Origin of the sequence: Burkholderia sp. Bp8991, assembly GCF_003853795.1 — a bacterium.
Taxonomy (GTDB): Bacteria; Pseudomonadota; Gammaproteobacteria; order Burkholderiales; family Burkholderiaceae; genus Burkholderia.
This window is the reverse complement of the sequence record NZ_QTQJ01000019.1, coordinates 1-15,816: the sequence shown is the minus strand read 5'-3', so window position 1 is coordinate 15,816 and position 15,816 is coordinate 1. Positions and strand designations below refer to the sequence as shown.

12 protein-coding genes are annotated in these 15,816 nt (G+C 67.2%); 10 read left to right on the top strand and 2 right to left on the bottom strand.

The window, feature by feature from the left end; all coding sequences use genetic code 11:
• The first annotated feature begins 147 nt into the window (after window positions 1-147).
• From DIE02_RS21445 to metH, 3 genes are all read left to right on the top strand, one after another.
• Complete coding sequence (locus DIE02_RS21445) at window positions 148-405, top strand: DUF3567 domain-containing protein (RefSeq protein ID WP_006477667.1); 258 nt, start codon at window positions 148-150, stop codon at window positions 403-405.
• Between the two features lie 319 nt (window positions 406-724).
• Window positions 725-1,792, top strand: a complete 1,068-nt coding sequence (locus tag DIE02_RS21440) for a homocysteine S-methyltransferase family protein (protein WP_124486572.1) — start codon at window positions 725-727, stop codon at window positions 1,790-1,792.
• 46 nt (window positions 1,793-1,838) lie between these two features.
• Window positions 1,839-4,556 (top strand): methionine synthase, encoded by a 2,718-nt coding sequence (metH, locus tag DIE02_RS21435; RefSeq protein WP_185702645.1) that lies wholly within the window; start codon window positions 1,839-1,841, stop codon window positions 4,554-4,556.
• A gap of 121 nt (window positions 4,557-4,677) precedes the next feature.
• On the opposite strand, the gene DIE02_RS21430 is transcribed toward metH, so the two are convergent.
• A complete protein-coding gene (locus tag DIE02_RS21430; protein ID WP_044846191.1) occupies window positions 4,678-5,001 on the bottom strand; it encodes a DUF1840 domain-containing protein in 324 nt (107 codons plus the stop codon).
• Between the two features lie 200 nt (window positions 5,002-5,201).
• Between DIE02_RS21430 and argS the strand changes: the two genes are divergently transcribed.
• The 6 genes from argS to DIE02_RS21400 all read left to right on the top strand — a co-directional run bounded on the left by argS (window position 5,202) and on the right by DIE02_RS21400 (window position 13,340).
• The gene (gene argS / locus DIE02_RS21425; RefSeq protein ID WP_124520661.1) at window positions 5,202-6,983 is read left to right on the top strand and encodes an arginine--tRNA ligase; all 1,782 of its coding nucleotides are present in this window, start codon (window positions 5,202-5,204) and stop codon (window positions 6,981-6,983) included.
• 113 nt (window positions 6,984-7,096) lie between these two features.
• Complete coding sequence (locus DIE02_RS21420; protein ID WP_124486574.1) at window positions 7,097-8,005, top strand: SPOR domain-containing protein; 909 nt, start codon at window positions 7,097-7,099, stop codon at window positions 8,003-8,005.
• A 69-nt stretch (window positions 8,006-8,074) separates the two neighbouring features.
• The gene (locus DIE02_RS21415; RefSeq protein WP_044846188.1) at window positions 8,075-8,716 is read left to right on the top strand and encodes a thiol:disulfide interchange protein DsbA/DsbL; all 642 of its coding nucleotides are present in this window, start codon (window positions 8,075-8,077) and stop codon (window positions 8,714-8,716) included.
• Between the two features lie 19 nt (window positions 8,717-8,735).
• A complete protein-coding gene (locus DIE02_RS21410) occupies window positions 8,736-9,509 on the top strand; it encodes an SDR family oxidoreductase (protein ID WP_044846187.1) in 774 nt (257 codons plus the stop codon).
• 402 nt (window positions 9,510-9,911) lie between these two features.
• A complete protein-coding gene (locus DIE02_RS21405; RefSeq protein ID WP_124486575.1) occupies window positions 9,912-11,507 on the top strand; it encodes an ABC transporter substrate-binding protein in 1,596 nt (531 codons plus the stop codon).
• A 192-nt stretch (window positions 11,508-11,699) separates the two neighbouring features.
• A complete protein-coding gene (locus DIE02_RS21400) occupies window positions 11,700-13,340 on the top strand; it encodes an ABC-F family ATP-binding cassette domain-containing protein (RefSeq protein WP_124486576.1) in 1,641 nt (546 codons plus the stop codon).
• 175 nt (window positions 13,341-13,515) lie between these two features.
• On the opposite strand, the gene DIE02_RS21395 is transcribed toward DIE02_RS21400, so the two are convergent.
• Complete coding sequence (locus tag DIE02_RS21395; protein WP_044846184.1) at window positions 13,516-14,592, bottom strand: MBL fold metallo-hydrolase; 1,077 nt, start codon at window positions 14,590-14,592, stop codon at window positions 13,516-13,518.
• A gap of 337 nt (window positions 14,593-14,929) precedes the next feature.
• Between DIE02_RS21395 and DIE02_RS21385 the strand changes: the two genes are divergently transcribed.
• A partial coding sequence (locus DIE02_RS21385; RefSeq protein WP_185702644.1) for an isocitrate dehydrogenase kinase/phosphatase AceK regulatory subunit occupies window positions 14,930-15,816 on the top strand: 887 nt, incomplete at its 3' end.

Here is a 15,816-nt window from a genome sequence, read left to right as displayed (position 1 = left end):
AAACGTTTGATAGACATTGGTTTCTAACCGATACACCCCACGCAAACGGGAGAACGGGGTGTGCAGCGCAAGCCCCTTGAAACCGGCACAGCCCGCCCCACCTACGGGACAACAAGGCCAGATGCCACTGCGAAGAGGAGTGCCGCCATGCAAATGATCTACAACAGCCCCAACTACTGCGTCGTCGAATTTGCGCCGCAGGCCGGCCACCATCTGATGAATGCCGGCGGATACGAAATCGTCGACAAGAACGCCCAGCGCGAGATCTTCATCGACGGCGAGCTCGCCGAACGATTCCGCGCACACGTGAAGCAGCTGATCGAGGATGAACCGTCGCTCGACGAAGTGGACGAATTCCTCGGACAGTTCGACAGCCTGATGATGATGCCCGTCGTCCTGCACTGACGACCCGCGGCCCGGCGCATCGCCGGGCCATTCGCCGCACTGAAGCGGCGCCGCGAGCACTCCGATCCAAGCCCCCGTCCGGTTCGCCGGGCGGGGGTTTTCGTTTGATGCGGCCGGTGCGCGACCCGCATACGGGTACGCACGTTCATTGCGCGCAGACCGCACGCACGCAGGCATCGGGCCCGCACCGTTGCCTGCACCACGACCGTGCGCGCCACCCGCATGCCGCGCCGGCCGGCTGCGCGCCGCGCGAGGCCGGGCGGCGCCCCGGCGCACCGGCTACAATGACGGTTTTCCCGTCTTCGCCGGTCTCTCGCCCATGTCTGCGACTCCTCTCGCCGCTTCCACCCCGCTCGACGCGCCCTACACGCGTGGCGCCGCACTGCCCGCGCTGCTGAAATCGCGCATCCTGATCCTCGACGGCGCGATGGGCACGATGATCCAGCGCTACAAGCTCGACGAGGCCGCGTATCGCGGCGAGCGCTTCAAGGATTTCCCGCGCGACATCAAGGGCAACAACGAACTGCTGTCGCTCACGCAGCCGCAGATCATCAGCGAGATCCACGACCAGTACTTCGCGGCCGGCGCGGACATCGTCGAAACCAACACCTTCGGCGCGACGACGGTCGCTCAGGCCGACTACGGGATGGAAGACCTCGTCGTCGAGATGAACGTCGAATCGGCGCGGCTCGCGCGCGAATCGGCGGCCCGCTACGCGACGCCCGACAAACCGCGCTTCGTCGCGGGCGCGATCGGGCCGACGCCGAAGACGGCGAGCATCTCGCCGGACGTCAACGACCCGGGCGCGCGCAACGTCACGTTCGACGAGCTGCGCGACGCGTATTACCAGCAGGCGAAGGCGCTGCTCGACGGCGGCGTCGACCTGTTCCTCGTCGAGACGATCTTCGACACGCTGAACGCGAAGGCCGCCCTCTTCGCGCTCGACGAACTGTTCGAGGACACCGGCGAGCGCCTGCCGATCATGATCTCGGGCACCGTGACCGACGCATCTGGCCGCATCCTGTCGGGCCAGACGGTCGAGGCGTTCTGGAATTCGCTGCGCCACGCGAAGCCGCTCACGTTCGGCCTGAACTGCGCGCTCGGCGCGGCGCTGATGCGTCCGTACATCGCCGAGCTCGCGAAGCTGTGCGACACCTACGTGTCGTGCTACCCGAACGCGGGCCTGCCGAACCCGATGAGCGACACCGGCTTCGACGAGACGCCGGACGTCACGTCGGGCCTCCTGAAGGAATTCGCGCAGGCCGGGCTCGTGAACCTCGCCGGCGGCTGCTGCGGCACGACGCCCGAGCACATCGCCGAGATCGCGAAGGCGCTCGCCGACGTGAAACCGCGCCGCTGGCCGAGCCAGTACAGCGACGCCGCCTGACCGACCGCATCAACGCCCGCCCTACCTCATACGAATTCGCACCGCCATGACCGATCACATGATGCGCCTTGCCGGCCTCGAGCCGTTCAACGTCACGTCCGGAACGCTCTTCATCAACGTCGGTGAACGCACCAACGTCACCGGCTCGAAGGCATTCGCGCGGATGATCCTCAACGGCCAGTTCGACGAGGCGCTCGCGGTCGCGCGCCAGCAGGTCGAGAACGGCGCGCAGGTGATCGACATCAACATGGACGAGGCGATGCTCGATTCGAAGGCGGCGATGGTGCGCTTCCTGAACCTGATCGCGTCCGAGCCGGACATCGCGCGCGTGCCGATCATGATCGACTCGTCGAAGTGGGAAGTCATCGAAGCCGGCCTCAAGTGCGTGCAGGGCAAGGCGATCGTGAACTCGATCTCGCTGAAGGAAGGCGAGGACGCGTTCCGCCGCCACGCGAACCTGATCCGCCGCTACGGCGCGGCCGCGGTCGTGATGGCATTCGACGAGACGGGCCAGGCCGATACCTACGCACGCAAGACCGAGATCTGCAAGCGCTCGTACGACTTCCTCGTGAACGAAGTCGGCTTCCCGCCGGAAGACATCATCTTCGACCCGAACATCTTCGCGGTCGCGACCGGCATCGAGGAGCACAACAACTACGCGGTCGACTTCATCGAGGCGACCCGCTGGATCAAGCAGAACCTGCCGTACGCGAAGGTGAGCGGCGGCGTGTCGAACGTGTCGTTCTCGTTCCGCGGCAACGACCCGGTGCGCGAGGCGATCCACACCGTGTTCCTGTATCACGCGATCCAGGCGGGCATGGACATGGGTATCGTGAACGCAGGCCAGCTCGGCGTGTACGCCGATCTCGATCCGGAGCTGCGCGAGCGCGTCGAGGACGTGATCCTGAACCGCCGCGACGATTCGACCGACCGACTGCTCGAGATCGCCGACAAGTTCAAGGCGGGCGGCGCGAAGAAGGAAGAGAACCTCGAGTGGCGCAACCAGCCGGTCGAGAAGCGGCTTTCGCATGCGCTCGTGCACGGCATCACGAACTTCATCGTCGAGGATACCGAGGAAGTCCGCGCGAAGATCGCCGCGGCCGGCGGACGCCCGATCAACGTGATCGAAGGCCCGCTGATGGACGGGATGAACATCGTCGGCGACCTGTTCGGCCAGGGCAAGATGTTCCTGCCGCAGGTCGTGAAGTCGGCGCGTGTGATGAAGCAGGCCGTCGCGCACCTGATCCCGTTCATCGAGGAAGAAAAGCGGCTGCTCGCGGAAGCGGGCGGCGACGTGCGCGCGAAGGGCAAGATCGTCATCGCGACCGTGAAGGGCGACGTGCACGACATCGGCAAGAACATCGTGTCGGTCGTGCTCCAGTGCAACAACTTCGAAGTGGTCAACATGGGCGTGATGGTCCCGTGCAACGAGATCCTCGCGAAGGCGAAGGTCGAGGGCGCGGACATCATCGGGCTGTCGGGCCTCATCACGCCGAGCCTCGAGGAAATGGCGTACGTCGCGTCCGAAATGCAGCGCGACGACTACTTCCGCGTGAAGAAGATCCCGCTGCTGATCGGCGGCGCGACGACCTCGCGCGTGCACACGGCCGTGAAGATCGCGCCGCACTACGAAGGCCCGGTCGTGTACGTGCCGGACGCGTCGCGCTCGGTGTCGGTCGCGTCGAACCTGCTGTCGGACGAAGGCGCGGCGAAGTACCTCGACGAGCTGAAGTCCGATTACGAACGGATCCGCGACCAGCACGCAAACCGCAAGGCGCAGCCGATGGTCACGCTCGAGCAGGCGCGCGCGAACAAGACGAAGATCGACTGGGCGGGCTACCAGCCCGTGAAGCCGAAGTTCATCGGCCGCCGCGTGTTCAAGAATTACGACCTGAACGAACTCGCGAACTACATCGACTGGGGCCCGTTCTTCCAGACCTGGGATCTCGCGGGCCCGTACCCGGCGATCCTGAACGACGAGATCGTCGGCGAATCGGCGCGGCGCGTGTTCTCCGACGCGAAGTCGATGCTTGCGCGCCTGATCCAGGGCCGCTGGCTGACCGCGAACGGCGTGATCTCGCTGCTGCCGGCGAACACGGTCAACGACGACGACATCGAGATCTACACCGACGAGTCGCGCTCCGAAGTGCTGATGACGTGGCGCAACCTGCGCCAGCAGAGCGTGCGTCCGGTGGTCGACGGCGTGATGCGCCCGAACCGCTCGCTTGCCGACTTCATCGCGCCGAAGGAATCGGGCGTCGCCGACTACATCGGCATGTTCGCGGTGACGGCCGGCCTCGGCGTCGACGTGAAGGAAAAGCAGTTCGAAGCCGACCACGACGACTACAGCGCAATCATGCTGAAGGCGCTCGCCGACCGCTTCGCGGAAGCGTTCGCCGAAGCGATGCACGCGCGCGTGCGCCGCGAGCTGTGGGGCTATGCGAGCGGCGAGACGCTCGACAACGACGCGCTGATCGCCGAAAAGTACGCGGGCATCCGCCCGGCGCCCGGCTACCCGGCCTGCCCCGACCACCTCGTGAAACGCGACATGTTCGCCGCGCTGCACGCGGACGAAATCGGGATGAGCGTGACCGATTCGCTGGCGATGCTGCCGGCGGCCAGTGTGTCGGGCTTCTATCTCGCGCATCCGGACAGCCGCTACTTCTCGGTCGGCAAAATCGGGCAGGATCAGCTCGACGACTACGCGCAACGAATGCAGCTGTCGCTCGACGACGCGCGCCGCGCGCTCGCGCCGCAACTTTGATCCGGGCACGACCGGGGCGGTTCGCCGCCCTTTTGATCAGACGAAATCAAAAAGCCCGCATCGAGCGGGCTTTTTCATGCGCCTTTGCGATCTCGCGATCGGGTCAGGCGGGCAACGCGGCTCAGAAGCCCCAGTGCACGTCGGCCTGACCGGCCTTCGCTTCGCGCAGCATCGTCAGGAACGGTGCGACGCGCTGCGCCAGGCTCGGCGGCACTTCGTGGTGCGCGTGGTCGTCTTCGTCCTCGTGGAAATGGCCGGCGTGCTCGGCACGCTCCTGCTTCGCCTGCGCGACCGCGCCTTCCAGCTTCGCGATCGCGTGGTCCAGTTCGTCGTGCGTAATGACACCGCGTTCGCCCAATTGCTTGCCGACGAGGCCCAGCACGTATACGGCGAAATCCTTCAGCACGTCGAGATCCTGTGCCGCCTTGCTCTTGAACGTAATCATGACTATTCCCTTTTCATCTTGTTGTGCCTGCGCGGCGCGGTTGGGGGACGCCGGCAGGCCGGCGTCCGGCCTCGCGGACGCGGGGCGCCTGAGCGGCATATTAGCACCTGTTAAAATTCTGCGATCCCTGAAACGCGCGCTTAAAAAGCGCGCCGGCCGGCCGGCGTTTCCGGCCGCCACCAACGAAGCCTTCTACCAGCATGCTGCCAGCTCACAAACAGACCCTCGAAGCCCTGCTCGCGGATAGCGTCACGCAGGTCGCACACGCGCTGAAAGGCGCCGACGCAGCGTTCGTCGCCCCGGCCATCACGCTCGAGCGCCCGAAGGTCGCCGCGCACGGCGACGTCGCGTGCAACGTCGCGATGCAGCTCGCCAAGCCGCTCGGCACGAACCCGCGCCAGCTCGCCGAGCAGATCGTCGCCGCGCTCACGGCCCAGCCGGCCGCGCAAGGGCTCGTCGACGCGGCCGAAATCGCCGGCCCCGGCTTCATCAACCTGCGCCTGACGGCCGCCGCGAAGCAGGCGGTGATCGCCGCCGTGTTCGACCAGGGCCGCGCGTTCGGCACGTCGGATCGCGAAAAGGGCAAGCAGGTGCTGCTCGAATTCGTGTCGGCCAACCCGACAGGGCCGCTGCACGTCGGCCACGGCCGCCAGGCGGCGCTCGGGGACGTGCTCGCGAACGTGATCGCGAGCCAGGGCTACGCGGTGCACCGCGAGTTCTACTACAACGACGCCGGCGTGCAGATCGGCAACCTCGCGATCTCGACGCAGGCGCGCGCGCGCGGCCTGAAGCCGGGCGACGCGGGCTGGCCGGAAGCCGCGTACAACGGCGAATACATCGCCGACATCGCACGCGACTACCTGAACCGCGAGACGGTTGCCGCGAAGGACGGCGAGCCGGTCACCGGCGCGGGCGACATCGACGATCTCGACGCGATCCGCAAGTTCGCGGTCGCGTACCTGCGTCACGAGCAGGACATGGACCTGCAGGCGTTCGGCGTGAAATTCGACCAGTACTACCTCGAGTCGTCGCTGTACAGCGAAGGCCGGGTCGAGAAGACGGTCGACGCGCTGATCAAGGCCGGCATGACCTACGAGCAGGACGGCGCGCTGTGGCTGCGCACGACCGACGAGGGCGACGACAAGGATCGCGTGATGCGCAAGACGGACGGCACGTACACGTACTTCGTGCCGGACGTCGCGTACCACGTGACGAAGTGGGAGCGCGGCTTCTCGAAGGTGATCAACATCCAGGGTTCGGACCACCATGGCACGATCGCGCGCGTGCGCGCGGGCCTGCAGGGCCTGCACATCGGCATCCCGAAGGGCTATCCCGACTACGTGCTGCACAAGATGGTCACCGTGATGCGCGACGGCCAGGAAGTGAAGCTGTCGAAGCGCGCGGGCAGCTACGTGACGGTGCGCGACCTGATCGAATGGTCGGGCGGCGCGACGCCGGGCCAGGAAGCGGCCCCCGACCTGATCGACGAGGCGACCATCACGCGCGGCCGCGACGCGGTCCGTTTCTTCCTGATCTCCCGCAAGGCCGACACCGAATTCGTGTTCGACATCGACCTCGCGCTGAAACAGAACGACGAGAACCCGGTCTATTACGTCCAGTACGCGCATGCGCGGATCTGCTCGGTGCTCAACGAACTGAAGTCCCGCTACAACGTCGAAGCGGCGCAGTTGCCGGGTGCCGACCTGTCGCAGCTCACGAGCCCGCAGGCCGTGTCGCTGATGCAGAAGCTCGCCGAGTATCCGGACATGCTCACGCACGCGGCGAACGAACTGGCGCCGCACGCGGTCGCGTTCTACCTGCGCGATCTCGCTGGTGAATTCCACTCGTTCTACAATGCGGAGCGCGTGCTGGTCGACGACGAAGCGCCGCGCAACGCGCGCGCCGCGCTCCTCGCCGCGACCCGGCAAGTGCTCGAGAACGGCCTGGCGGTGCTCGGCGTGTCCGCGCCCGCCAAGATGTAAGCGGCCCGGACCGGGCAGCGAATGGCTGCGGCAGGCGCGCCTGCGACGGGAGCACCCGCCGCCGGATGCCCGTCGCAGCCTTTTCACGATTCTTTTTGCAGGTGACTCAAGCAATGGCACAACCACGCCGAACTTCGAAGCAATCGAAACAAGCCGGAGGGACATTTCTTGGAATCGTGCTGGGCCTGATCGTCGGCCTCGCGATCGCGGTGGTGGTGGCGCTCTACATCACGCGGTCGCCGTCGCCGTTCGTGTCGAAGGTCGCGCCGCCGCCGGCCGACAACGCCGCGAGCCAGCCGCAGCAGTTCGACCCGAACCGCGCGCTGCAAGGCAAGACGCCCGGCCAGCCGGTGCCGCAGGCCGCGCAATCCGCGCCGCCCAACACCGCGCCGGGCCAGGCCGCGAACCAGACCCAGGGCGGCCTGCTGCCCGAACCGCAGATCGTCGAAGTGCCGCCGTCGGGCAACACGAACGGCTCCGGCAACGCCAGCGGCTCGGGCAACACCACCGCATCGAACAACGCGTCGTCGGGCAATGGCGTCGCCGTCGCGCCGAAGCCGGCCGACAACCCGCCGCCGCCGAAGAAGACGCAACAGGCGCAGCAGCAGCAACAGCAGCAGCAAGGCGGCGAGGACGACCTCGCGCGCTTCGCCGCGCAGAAGCAGGCGCAGCAGGCTGCCGCGCAGAAACAGCAGCAACAGCAACTGGCCGCGAACACGCCGAAGCCGGCGCCGTCCGCGACGTCCGCCGCGGCAGCGAAGCCGCCGACCGCAAGCGACGCGAACACCGGCTACTTCCTGCAGGTCGGTGCGTACAAGACGGAAGGCGACGCCGAGCAGCAGCGCGCGCGGCTGGGCTTCCAGGGCTTCGAGTCGAAGGTGTCGAAGCGCGATGTCAGCGGCGTGACCTATTTCCGCGTGCGCGTCGGCCCGTTCTCGAAATTCGAGGATATGAACTCGGCCCGCCAGCGCCTGTCCGATGCAGGTGTCGACACGGCGGTGATCCGTTTCACGAAGCAGTAAGCAACCGGCCGCGCCCACGCAGAACCCGTTACGTTTCGTAACCCGAGCAACTGATTCGACGTCCACAACATGAAAAAACTGCTTAGCACGCTCCTTCTGTCCCTCGGCCTGGCCGCAGCCGGCTTCGCCCAGGCTTCGCCCGCGGCACCGGTGTCCGGCAAGGACTTCGAGGTGATGAAGTCGCCGCAGCCGGTGTCCGCGCCGGCCGGCAAGGTCGAAGTCATCGAGTTCTTCTGGTACGGCTGCCCGCACTGCTACGAATTCGAGCCGACGGTCGAGGCCTGGGTGAAGAAGCAGGGCAACAACATCGACTTCAAGCGCGTGCCGGTCGCCTTCCGCGACGATTTCCTCCCGCACTCGAAGCTGTTCTACGCGGTGTCGGCGCTCGGCATTTCGGAGAAGGTCACGCCGGCGATCTTCAACGCGATCCACAAGCAGAAGAACTACCTGCTGACGCCGCAGGCGCAGGCCGACTTCCTGGCGACGCAGGGCGTCGACAAGAAGCAGTTCATGGACGCGTACAACTCGTTCAGCGTGCAGGGCCAGGTGAAGCAGTCGGCCGAGCTGCTGAAGAACTACGCGATCGACGGCGTGCCGACGATCGTGGTCCAGGGCAAGTACAAGACGGGCCCGGCTTACACGAACAGCATCCCGGGTACCGCGCAGGTGCTCGACTACCTCGTGAAGCAGGTTCAGGACAAGAAGCTCTGATCCCCGCCCGCGCGCCGGCATGACTACTCCGCTGAAGGTCTTCATCACCGGCGCGTCGAGCGGGCTCGGCCTCGCGATGGCCGAGGAATACGCCCGCCAGGGCGCCACGCTCGCCCTCGTCGCGCGCCGCACCGATGCCCTCGATGCGTTCGCGCGACGCTTTCCCAAGCTGTCCGTCTCCGTCTATTCCGCCGACGTGCGCGACGCCGACGCGCTCGCGACGGCCGCCGCGTCGTTCATCGCCGCGCACGGCTGCCCCGACGTCGTGATCGCGAACGCTGGCATCAGCCAGGGCGCCGTCACGGGCCAGGGCGATCTCGCCACGTTCCGCAACGTGATGGACATCAACTACTACGGGATGGTCGCGACGTTCGAGCCGTTCGTCGGCCCGATGACGGCCGCGCGCCACGGCACGCTGGTCGGCGTCGCGAGCGTCGCCGGCGTGCGCGGCCTGCCCGGGTCCGGCGCGTACAGCGCGTCCAAATCGGCCGCGATCAAGTATCTCGAGGCGCTGCGCGTCGAACTGCGCCCGGCCGGTGTCGGCGTCGTGACGATCGCGCCCGGCTACATCCGCACGCCGATGACCGCGCACAACCCGTACCGGATGCCGTTCCTGATGGACGCCGACCGCTTCGCGGCCCGCGCCGCGCGCGCGATCGCGCGGCAGCACGCGTTCCGCGTGATTCCGTGGCAGATGGGCGTCGTCGCGAAGGTGCTGCACGTGCTGCCGCGCTGGCTCTATGACCGCCTGTTCGAGAAGGCGCCGCGCAAGCCGAAGGCCGGCGCGCATTGAGTGCGGCGCCAACGTCGCACGCATCGCTCCTCCTTCCACACGACTCGCCGCAGCTGGCGCGGCGATTCTGCCGATTCTGGTGATTCGGTGATTCGGCGATTCGCGTCGATCAGCACCGATCCTCGCCGATCCGCTTTGGCCTGCGCTCTCCCCGCCCCCCATCTCGGCCGCCGGTCGTTCGCCGTCGCGCCTGTCTCATCTCCCCGCCGCTGCGCCGCCCCAGCACGCATTCCGTCGCGAACGCAGCCGTTTCTCGCTCAATTCGCTGCGTTCCGGCGCCTTTTTTCACGCACTGCGCGCTTTGACGGTATGCTATCCGCCAGCCGCGCCGGCCCCGCCTGTAACCGGGCCACGCCCGCATTCCGACACCCAGCAAAAATCACAAGCAACGTGGGAGAACCTATGCACGTCAAGCTGTTCGCCGCGGCCGCCGCCGCCGCCGCCCTCGCCGCCCCCAGCCTCGCCGCCGCCAAGCCGCTCACCGTCTGCACGGAATCGAGCCCGGACGGCTTCGACGTCGTGCAGTACAACTCGCTCGTCACGACCAACGCATCGGCCGACGTGATCTTCAATACGCTCGTGTCGTACGACGAAGCGGCGAAGAAGGTCGTGCCCGCGCTCGCCGACAAATGGGAAGCGAGCGCCGACGGCCTCACGTACACGTTCCATCTGCGCCCGAACGTCGCGTTCCAGACCACCGACTACTTCAAGCCGGGCCGCCCGCTGAACGCGGACGACGTCGTGTTCACGTTCTCGCGGATGCTCGACGATGCGAACCCGTGGCACAAGGTGGCCGGCGCGAGCGGCTTCCCGCACGCGCAGTCGATGGGCCTCGTGAAACTCGTGAAGTCGGTCACGAAGGTCGACGACAACACGGTGAAGTTCGTGCTGAACGAGCCGAACGCGACGTTCGTGCCGATCCTGACGATGGGCTTCGCGTCGATCTACTCGGCCGAATACGCGGACCAGCTGCTGAAGGCCGGCAAGCAGGCCGACCTGAACGCGAAGCCGGTCGGCACCGGCCCGTTCGTGCTGAAGAGCTACACGAAGGACGCGCTGATCCGCTACGACGTGAACCCGGCCTACTGGGGCGCGAAGCCGAAGGTCGACCGGCTGATCTACGCGATCACGCCCGACCCGTCGGTGCGCATGCAAAAGGTGAAGGCCGGCGAATGCCAGATCGCGCTGTCGCCGAAACCGCAGGACGTGCTCGCCGCGAAGGGCGAAGGCGCGCTGAAGGTCGTGCAGACGCCCGCGTTCATGACCGCGTTCGTCGCGCTGAACACGCAGAAGAAGCCGCTCGACAACGACAAGGTGCGCGAGGCGCTGAACCTCGCGTTCGATCGCGCGACCTACCTGAAGGTGGTGTTCGACAACACGGCGACGGCCGCGAACAACCCGTATCCGCCGAACACGTGGAGCTACGCGAAGGACGTCGCGCCGTATACGTACGATCCCGCGAAGGCGAAGCAGCTGCTCGCGTCGGCCGGTTTCCCGAACGGCTTCTCGACGACGATCTGGACGCGCCCGACCGGCAGCGTGCTGAACCCGAACCCGAAGGCCGGCGCGGAACTGCTGCAGGCCGACCTCGCGAAGATCGGTGTGAAGGCCGAGGTGAAGGTGATCGAGTGGGGCGAGCTGATCAAGCAGGCGAAGCTCGGCCAGCATGACATGCTGTTCATGGGCTGGGCCGGCGACAACGGCGATCCGGACAACTACCTGTCGCCGCTGTTCAGCTGCAACGCGGTGAAGTCGGGCATCAACTTCGCGCGCTTCTGCGACGCGCAGCTCGACAAGCTGATCGCCGACGGCAAGTCGACCGCCGACCAGAGCAAGCGCGCGAAGCTGTACGAATCGGCGCAGAAGATCATCCATGACGAGGCGCTGTGGATTCCGCTCGGCTACCCGACCGCGGCCGCGCTCACGCGTGCGAACGTGAGCGGCTATCACGTCAGCCCGTTCGGCCGGCAGAACTTCGCGGCAGTCGCCGTGCAGTAACCGCGCGTGGCGCGCAAGCGACGGCGCCCCGGCCCGTCGCTTGCGGCCCGCGCGCCGCGCTTGCTACACTGCGCGCTCATTCCTCATACCGGACGCCAGCCGAAGTGAACAACTAAGCCTTCCCAAAAATGTTTTCGCCGCCGTGCCTCGCACGCCGCGCGCGAAGGGTTTCACGCATTTTCGGAGGTGCTTATGGCTGCTGCCACGCCGACCGGCGCGCTCGTCGCGCTTCATCACGTTTCCTTCCGCTTCGACGACGGCGTCACGCTGTTCGATTCGCTCGACCTTTCCATCGACCGCACGCCGACGGGCATCGTCGGCCGCAACGGCGCCGGCAAGAGCCTGCTCGCGCAACTGATCGCCGGCCGGCGCACGCCGAGCGCGGGCGCGATCGACCGGCAGACGTCGGTCGTCTACGTCGCGCAGCAGCACGACGACGCACCGGACACCACGCGGACCGTCGCGGAATTCGCCGCGCTCGATGCGCCGCTCGCGGCCCTCGCACGCCTCGCGGACGGCCGCGCGAGCGCACACGACTTCGACCTGATCGGCGATCGCTGGGACCTCGCCGAGCGGCTGCGCGCGGCGCTCGACGCGGCCGGCCTGCACGACGTGCGCGCCGATACACCGGCACATGCGTTGAGCGGCGGCCAGAGGGCGCGCGTCGCGCTGATCGGCGCGTTGCTCTCGGAGGCCGGGCTGCTGGTGCTCGACGAACCGACCAACCACCTCGACGCGCCGGGCCGCGCGTGGCTGCGCACGGCGCTCGACGGCTGGCGCGGCGGCGTCGTGATCGTCAGCCATGACCGCGCGCTGCTCGCGCACGTGCAGCGCATCGTCGAGCTGACGCCGCACGGCGTGCGTACTTACGGCGGCAACTACGCGCTGTATCGCGCGCAACGCGACGCGGAACAGGATGCCGCGCAGGCCGCGCTCGAGCATGCGCGCACCGAGCGCGGGCGCGCCAGGCGCCGGCTCGAACAGGAACACGACACGATCCAGCGCCACGCGGCCGGCTCGCTGCGCGATGCGAAGACGGCCAACCTGTCGTCGGGCGCGAAGCAGCGGCGCAAGGGCGCCGCGCGCAACATCATGGGGCAGGTGCGCCGCGACCAGAGCGCGTTCAAGGCGACGCTCGACGAACGCGTGCAGGACGCAGCCGCGCGCGTCGAAGCCGACGCGCCGGTGCTCGTGTCGCTGCCGGGCACCGAGGTCAGCGCGCGCCGCCAGCTGTTCACGCTCGAGCGCGCCCGACTGCCGTGGCGCACCGCCGGGCGCGCGGACGCGATCACGTGGTCGGCCAGCGGCCCGGTGCGCATCGCGCTGACGGGCCCGAACGGCTGCGGAAAATCGACGTTGCTGCGCATGCTCGCCGGCGAACTCGCGCCGCGCGCGGGCACGTGCGCGACGCACGTGAGCGCCGCGTATCTCGACCAGCGGCTCGCGCTGCTCGATCGCGAGCGCTCGATCGTCGACCAGTTGGGCAGCCTCGCTACGCCGCTCGCCGAAGGCGACCTGCGCAGCCGGCTCGCGCTGCTGCAGCTCGATGCCGCGCGCGCGACGCAGCCGGTGCAGCGCCTGAGCGGCGGCGAGCGGTTGAAGGCCGCGCTTGCGTGCGCGTTGTGGCGCGGCACGCCCGCGCAGCTGCTGCTGCTCGACGAGCCGACCAATCACCTCGATCTCGAATCGGTGCGCGCGATCGAAGCCGCGCTGGCCGGCTTCCCCGGTGCGCTCGTGGTTGCGTCGCACGACGCCGCGTTTCTCGCGGCGCTCGCGCCGACGCACACGATGCAATGGCAGCGCGACGGGTGGCGTTACGAACCCGTCGCGTGATTGACGCTCACGGTCGTTCGTCGTTTCGCGTGATGTCCGATTCGACGAACCGCTGCCTGACGAGCCGCTCCGATTCGAGCAGGCCTTTGCCGATAGGGACGACGGATTTCGCGTTGTTGGAACGGCACGGACCGGGTTGAACGCTGAAAACGAGGGAACGTCGGGCCGGCAGCGCTCAGGCCCGCGCGAAGCGAATCACGCCGTCGTCGCCCTGCTCGCGCACGAGTTCGCCCGCAAGCCACAGCAGGTTCAGGTGCGCGAGCGCCTCGCCGAGCGCGAACGTCATCTGATGGATGTCGAGCTCGCGGCGGCGGAACATGATCGGCACGATGTCGGCGGCGCTCGCCGGCTTCTCCGCGCAGGCGACGCGCACTTCGTCGAGCCGCGCGTCGTGGTGCGCGCGCAGTTGCGCGATGCGGGTGCGCACGCCGCGGAACGGCTTGCCGTGCGACGGCAGCACGAGCGTGTCGGGCGCCATCGTCTCGTAGCGGCCGAGCGATTCGAGGTACAGCGCGAGCGGGTTCGCTTCCGGTTCGAGATCGAACACGGACACGTTGGTCGAGATGCGCGGCAGCACCATGTCGCCGGAGATCAGCACGCCGTCCGCTTCGCTGTAGAGCGCGCAATGTTCAGGCGAATGGCCGTAGCCGGTGACGACGCGCCACGTGCGCGCGCCGATCGTCACCGGGTCGCCTTCGCGCAGGCGCCGGTAGCGCGGCGGCACGGCCGGCACGAGGTCCGAGTAATAGCTGCGACGGTTGCGCAGCTTGTCGAGCGCGGCCGGATCGGTCAGCCCGTGACGCGCGAAGTGATCGGCGGCGGCCGCGCCGCCGGCGTTCGAGCCGTTGCCGGCCGCCATCAGGCAGCCGAACATGTATTCGCCGAGCGTCATCCACAGCCGCACGTTCCAGCGGCGCCGGTCGCCGCCTTCGCAGATCCAGTTCGCCAGGCCGAAGTGATCGGGATGGCAATGCGTGACGAGCACGCGCAGCACCGGCAGCCCGTCGAGATGCGTGTCGAAGATCTGTTCCCAGTGCGTACGGATCGCATCCGACGAGATACCGCAGTCGACGATCGTCCAGCCGGCCTGTCCGTCGATCTCGTCGCGCAGCAGCCAGAGATTGATGTGATCGAGCGAAAACGGCAGCGGCATGCGCAGCCAGCGCACGCCGGGCGCGACCTCGAACGTGTCGCCCGCGGCGGGTAGCGTGTCGGCGAAGGGATAGTCGAGTTGGTGTTCCAGTGCGTTCATCGGTGGGGTGTCTCGTCGTTATCGGTGCGAATGCGAATGCGGGCGCGGGTGCGAATGCAAGTGCAGGAGCGCGCGGCATGCCGCGGCGGGCATCGCGTCGATTCTATCGCCGTCGCGCGAAACGCGTGCCGGCGCGCGCCGGACGGCCAAAAAAAGTTCGTGTCAGAATCGGTTCCGTACCCGTATCTTTACGCGAAGATGCACCGAACGGCGTGCAACGGCGAGCAACCCGCCCATTGACGGCGCTTGGGCGCCGGACCCCGAAAGTCCTTGAAACGCCGACTTGGGCGCTAAAATGGCGAGTGCTTACAGCCCCTCTTCAACGAGCCTGCACGCGATGAATCACTTCCCCAAACTGCTGTCGTCGCAAATCGGCTTCGACGTCGCGCAGACGATGCTCGAATACTTCGACCGCCACTACCGGATCTTCCGGGAAGCCGCCGTCGAGGCGAAGACGCTATTCGAGCGCGCCGACTGGCACGGTCTGCAGCGGCTCGCGCGCGAGCGGATCACGTCGTACGACGATCGCGTGCAGGAGTGCGTCGAGCTGCTGGAGGACGAATACGACGCGGAGAACATCGACGACGAGGTGTGGCAGCAGATCAAGCTGCACTACATCGGCCTGCTCACGTCGCACCGCCAGCCCGAGTGCGCGGAAACGTTCTTCAATTCGGTGTGCTGCAAGATCCTGCACCGCTCCTATTTCAGCAACGATTTCATCTTCGTGCGGCCCGCGATCTCTACCGAATACCTCGAGAACGACGAGCCGGCCGCAAAGCCGACCTATCGCGCGTACTACCCGGGCACCGACGGGCTCGCGGCCACGCTCGAGCGCATCGTCACGAACTTCCAGCTCGAGCCGCCGTTCGAGGATCTCACGCGCGACATCGGCTGCGTGATGCAGGCGATCAGCGACGAATTCGGCCAGTTCGACGCCGCGCCGAATTTCCAGATCCACGTGCTGTCGTCGCTGTTCTTCCGCAACAAGAGCGCGTACATCGTCGGCCGCATCATCAACGCCGATCGCATGCTGCCGTTCGCGGTGCCGATCCGCCACGTGCGCCCGGGCCTGCTCGCGCTCGACACCGTGCTGCTGCGCCGCGACCTGCTGCAGATCATCTTCAGCTTCTCGCACTCGTATTTCCTCGTCGACATGGGCGTGCCCTCCGCGTACGTGGATTTTCTCTGCACGATCATGCCGGGCAAGCCGAAGGCCGAGATCTA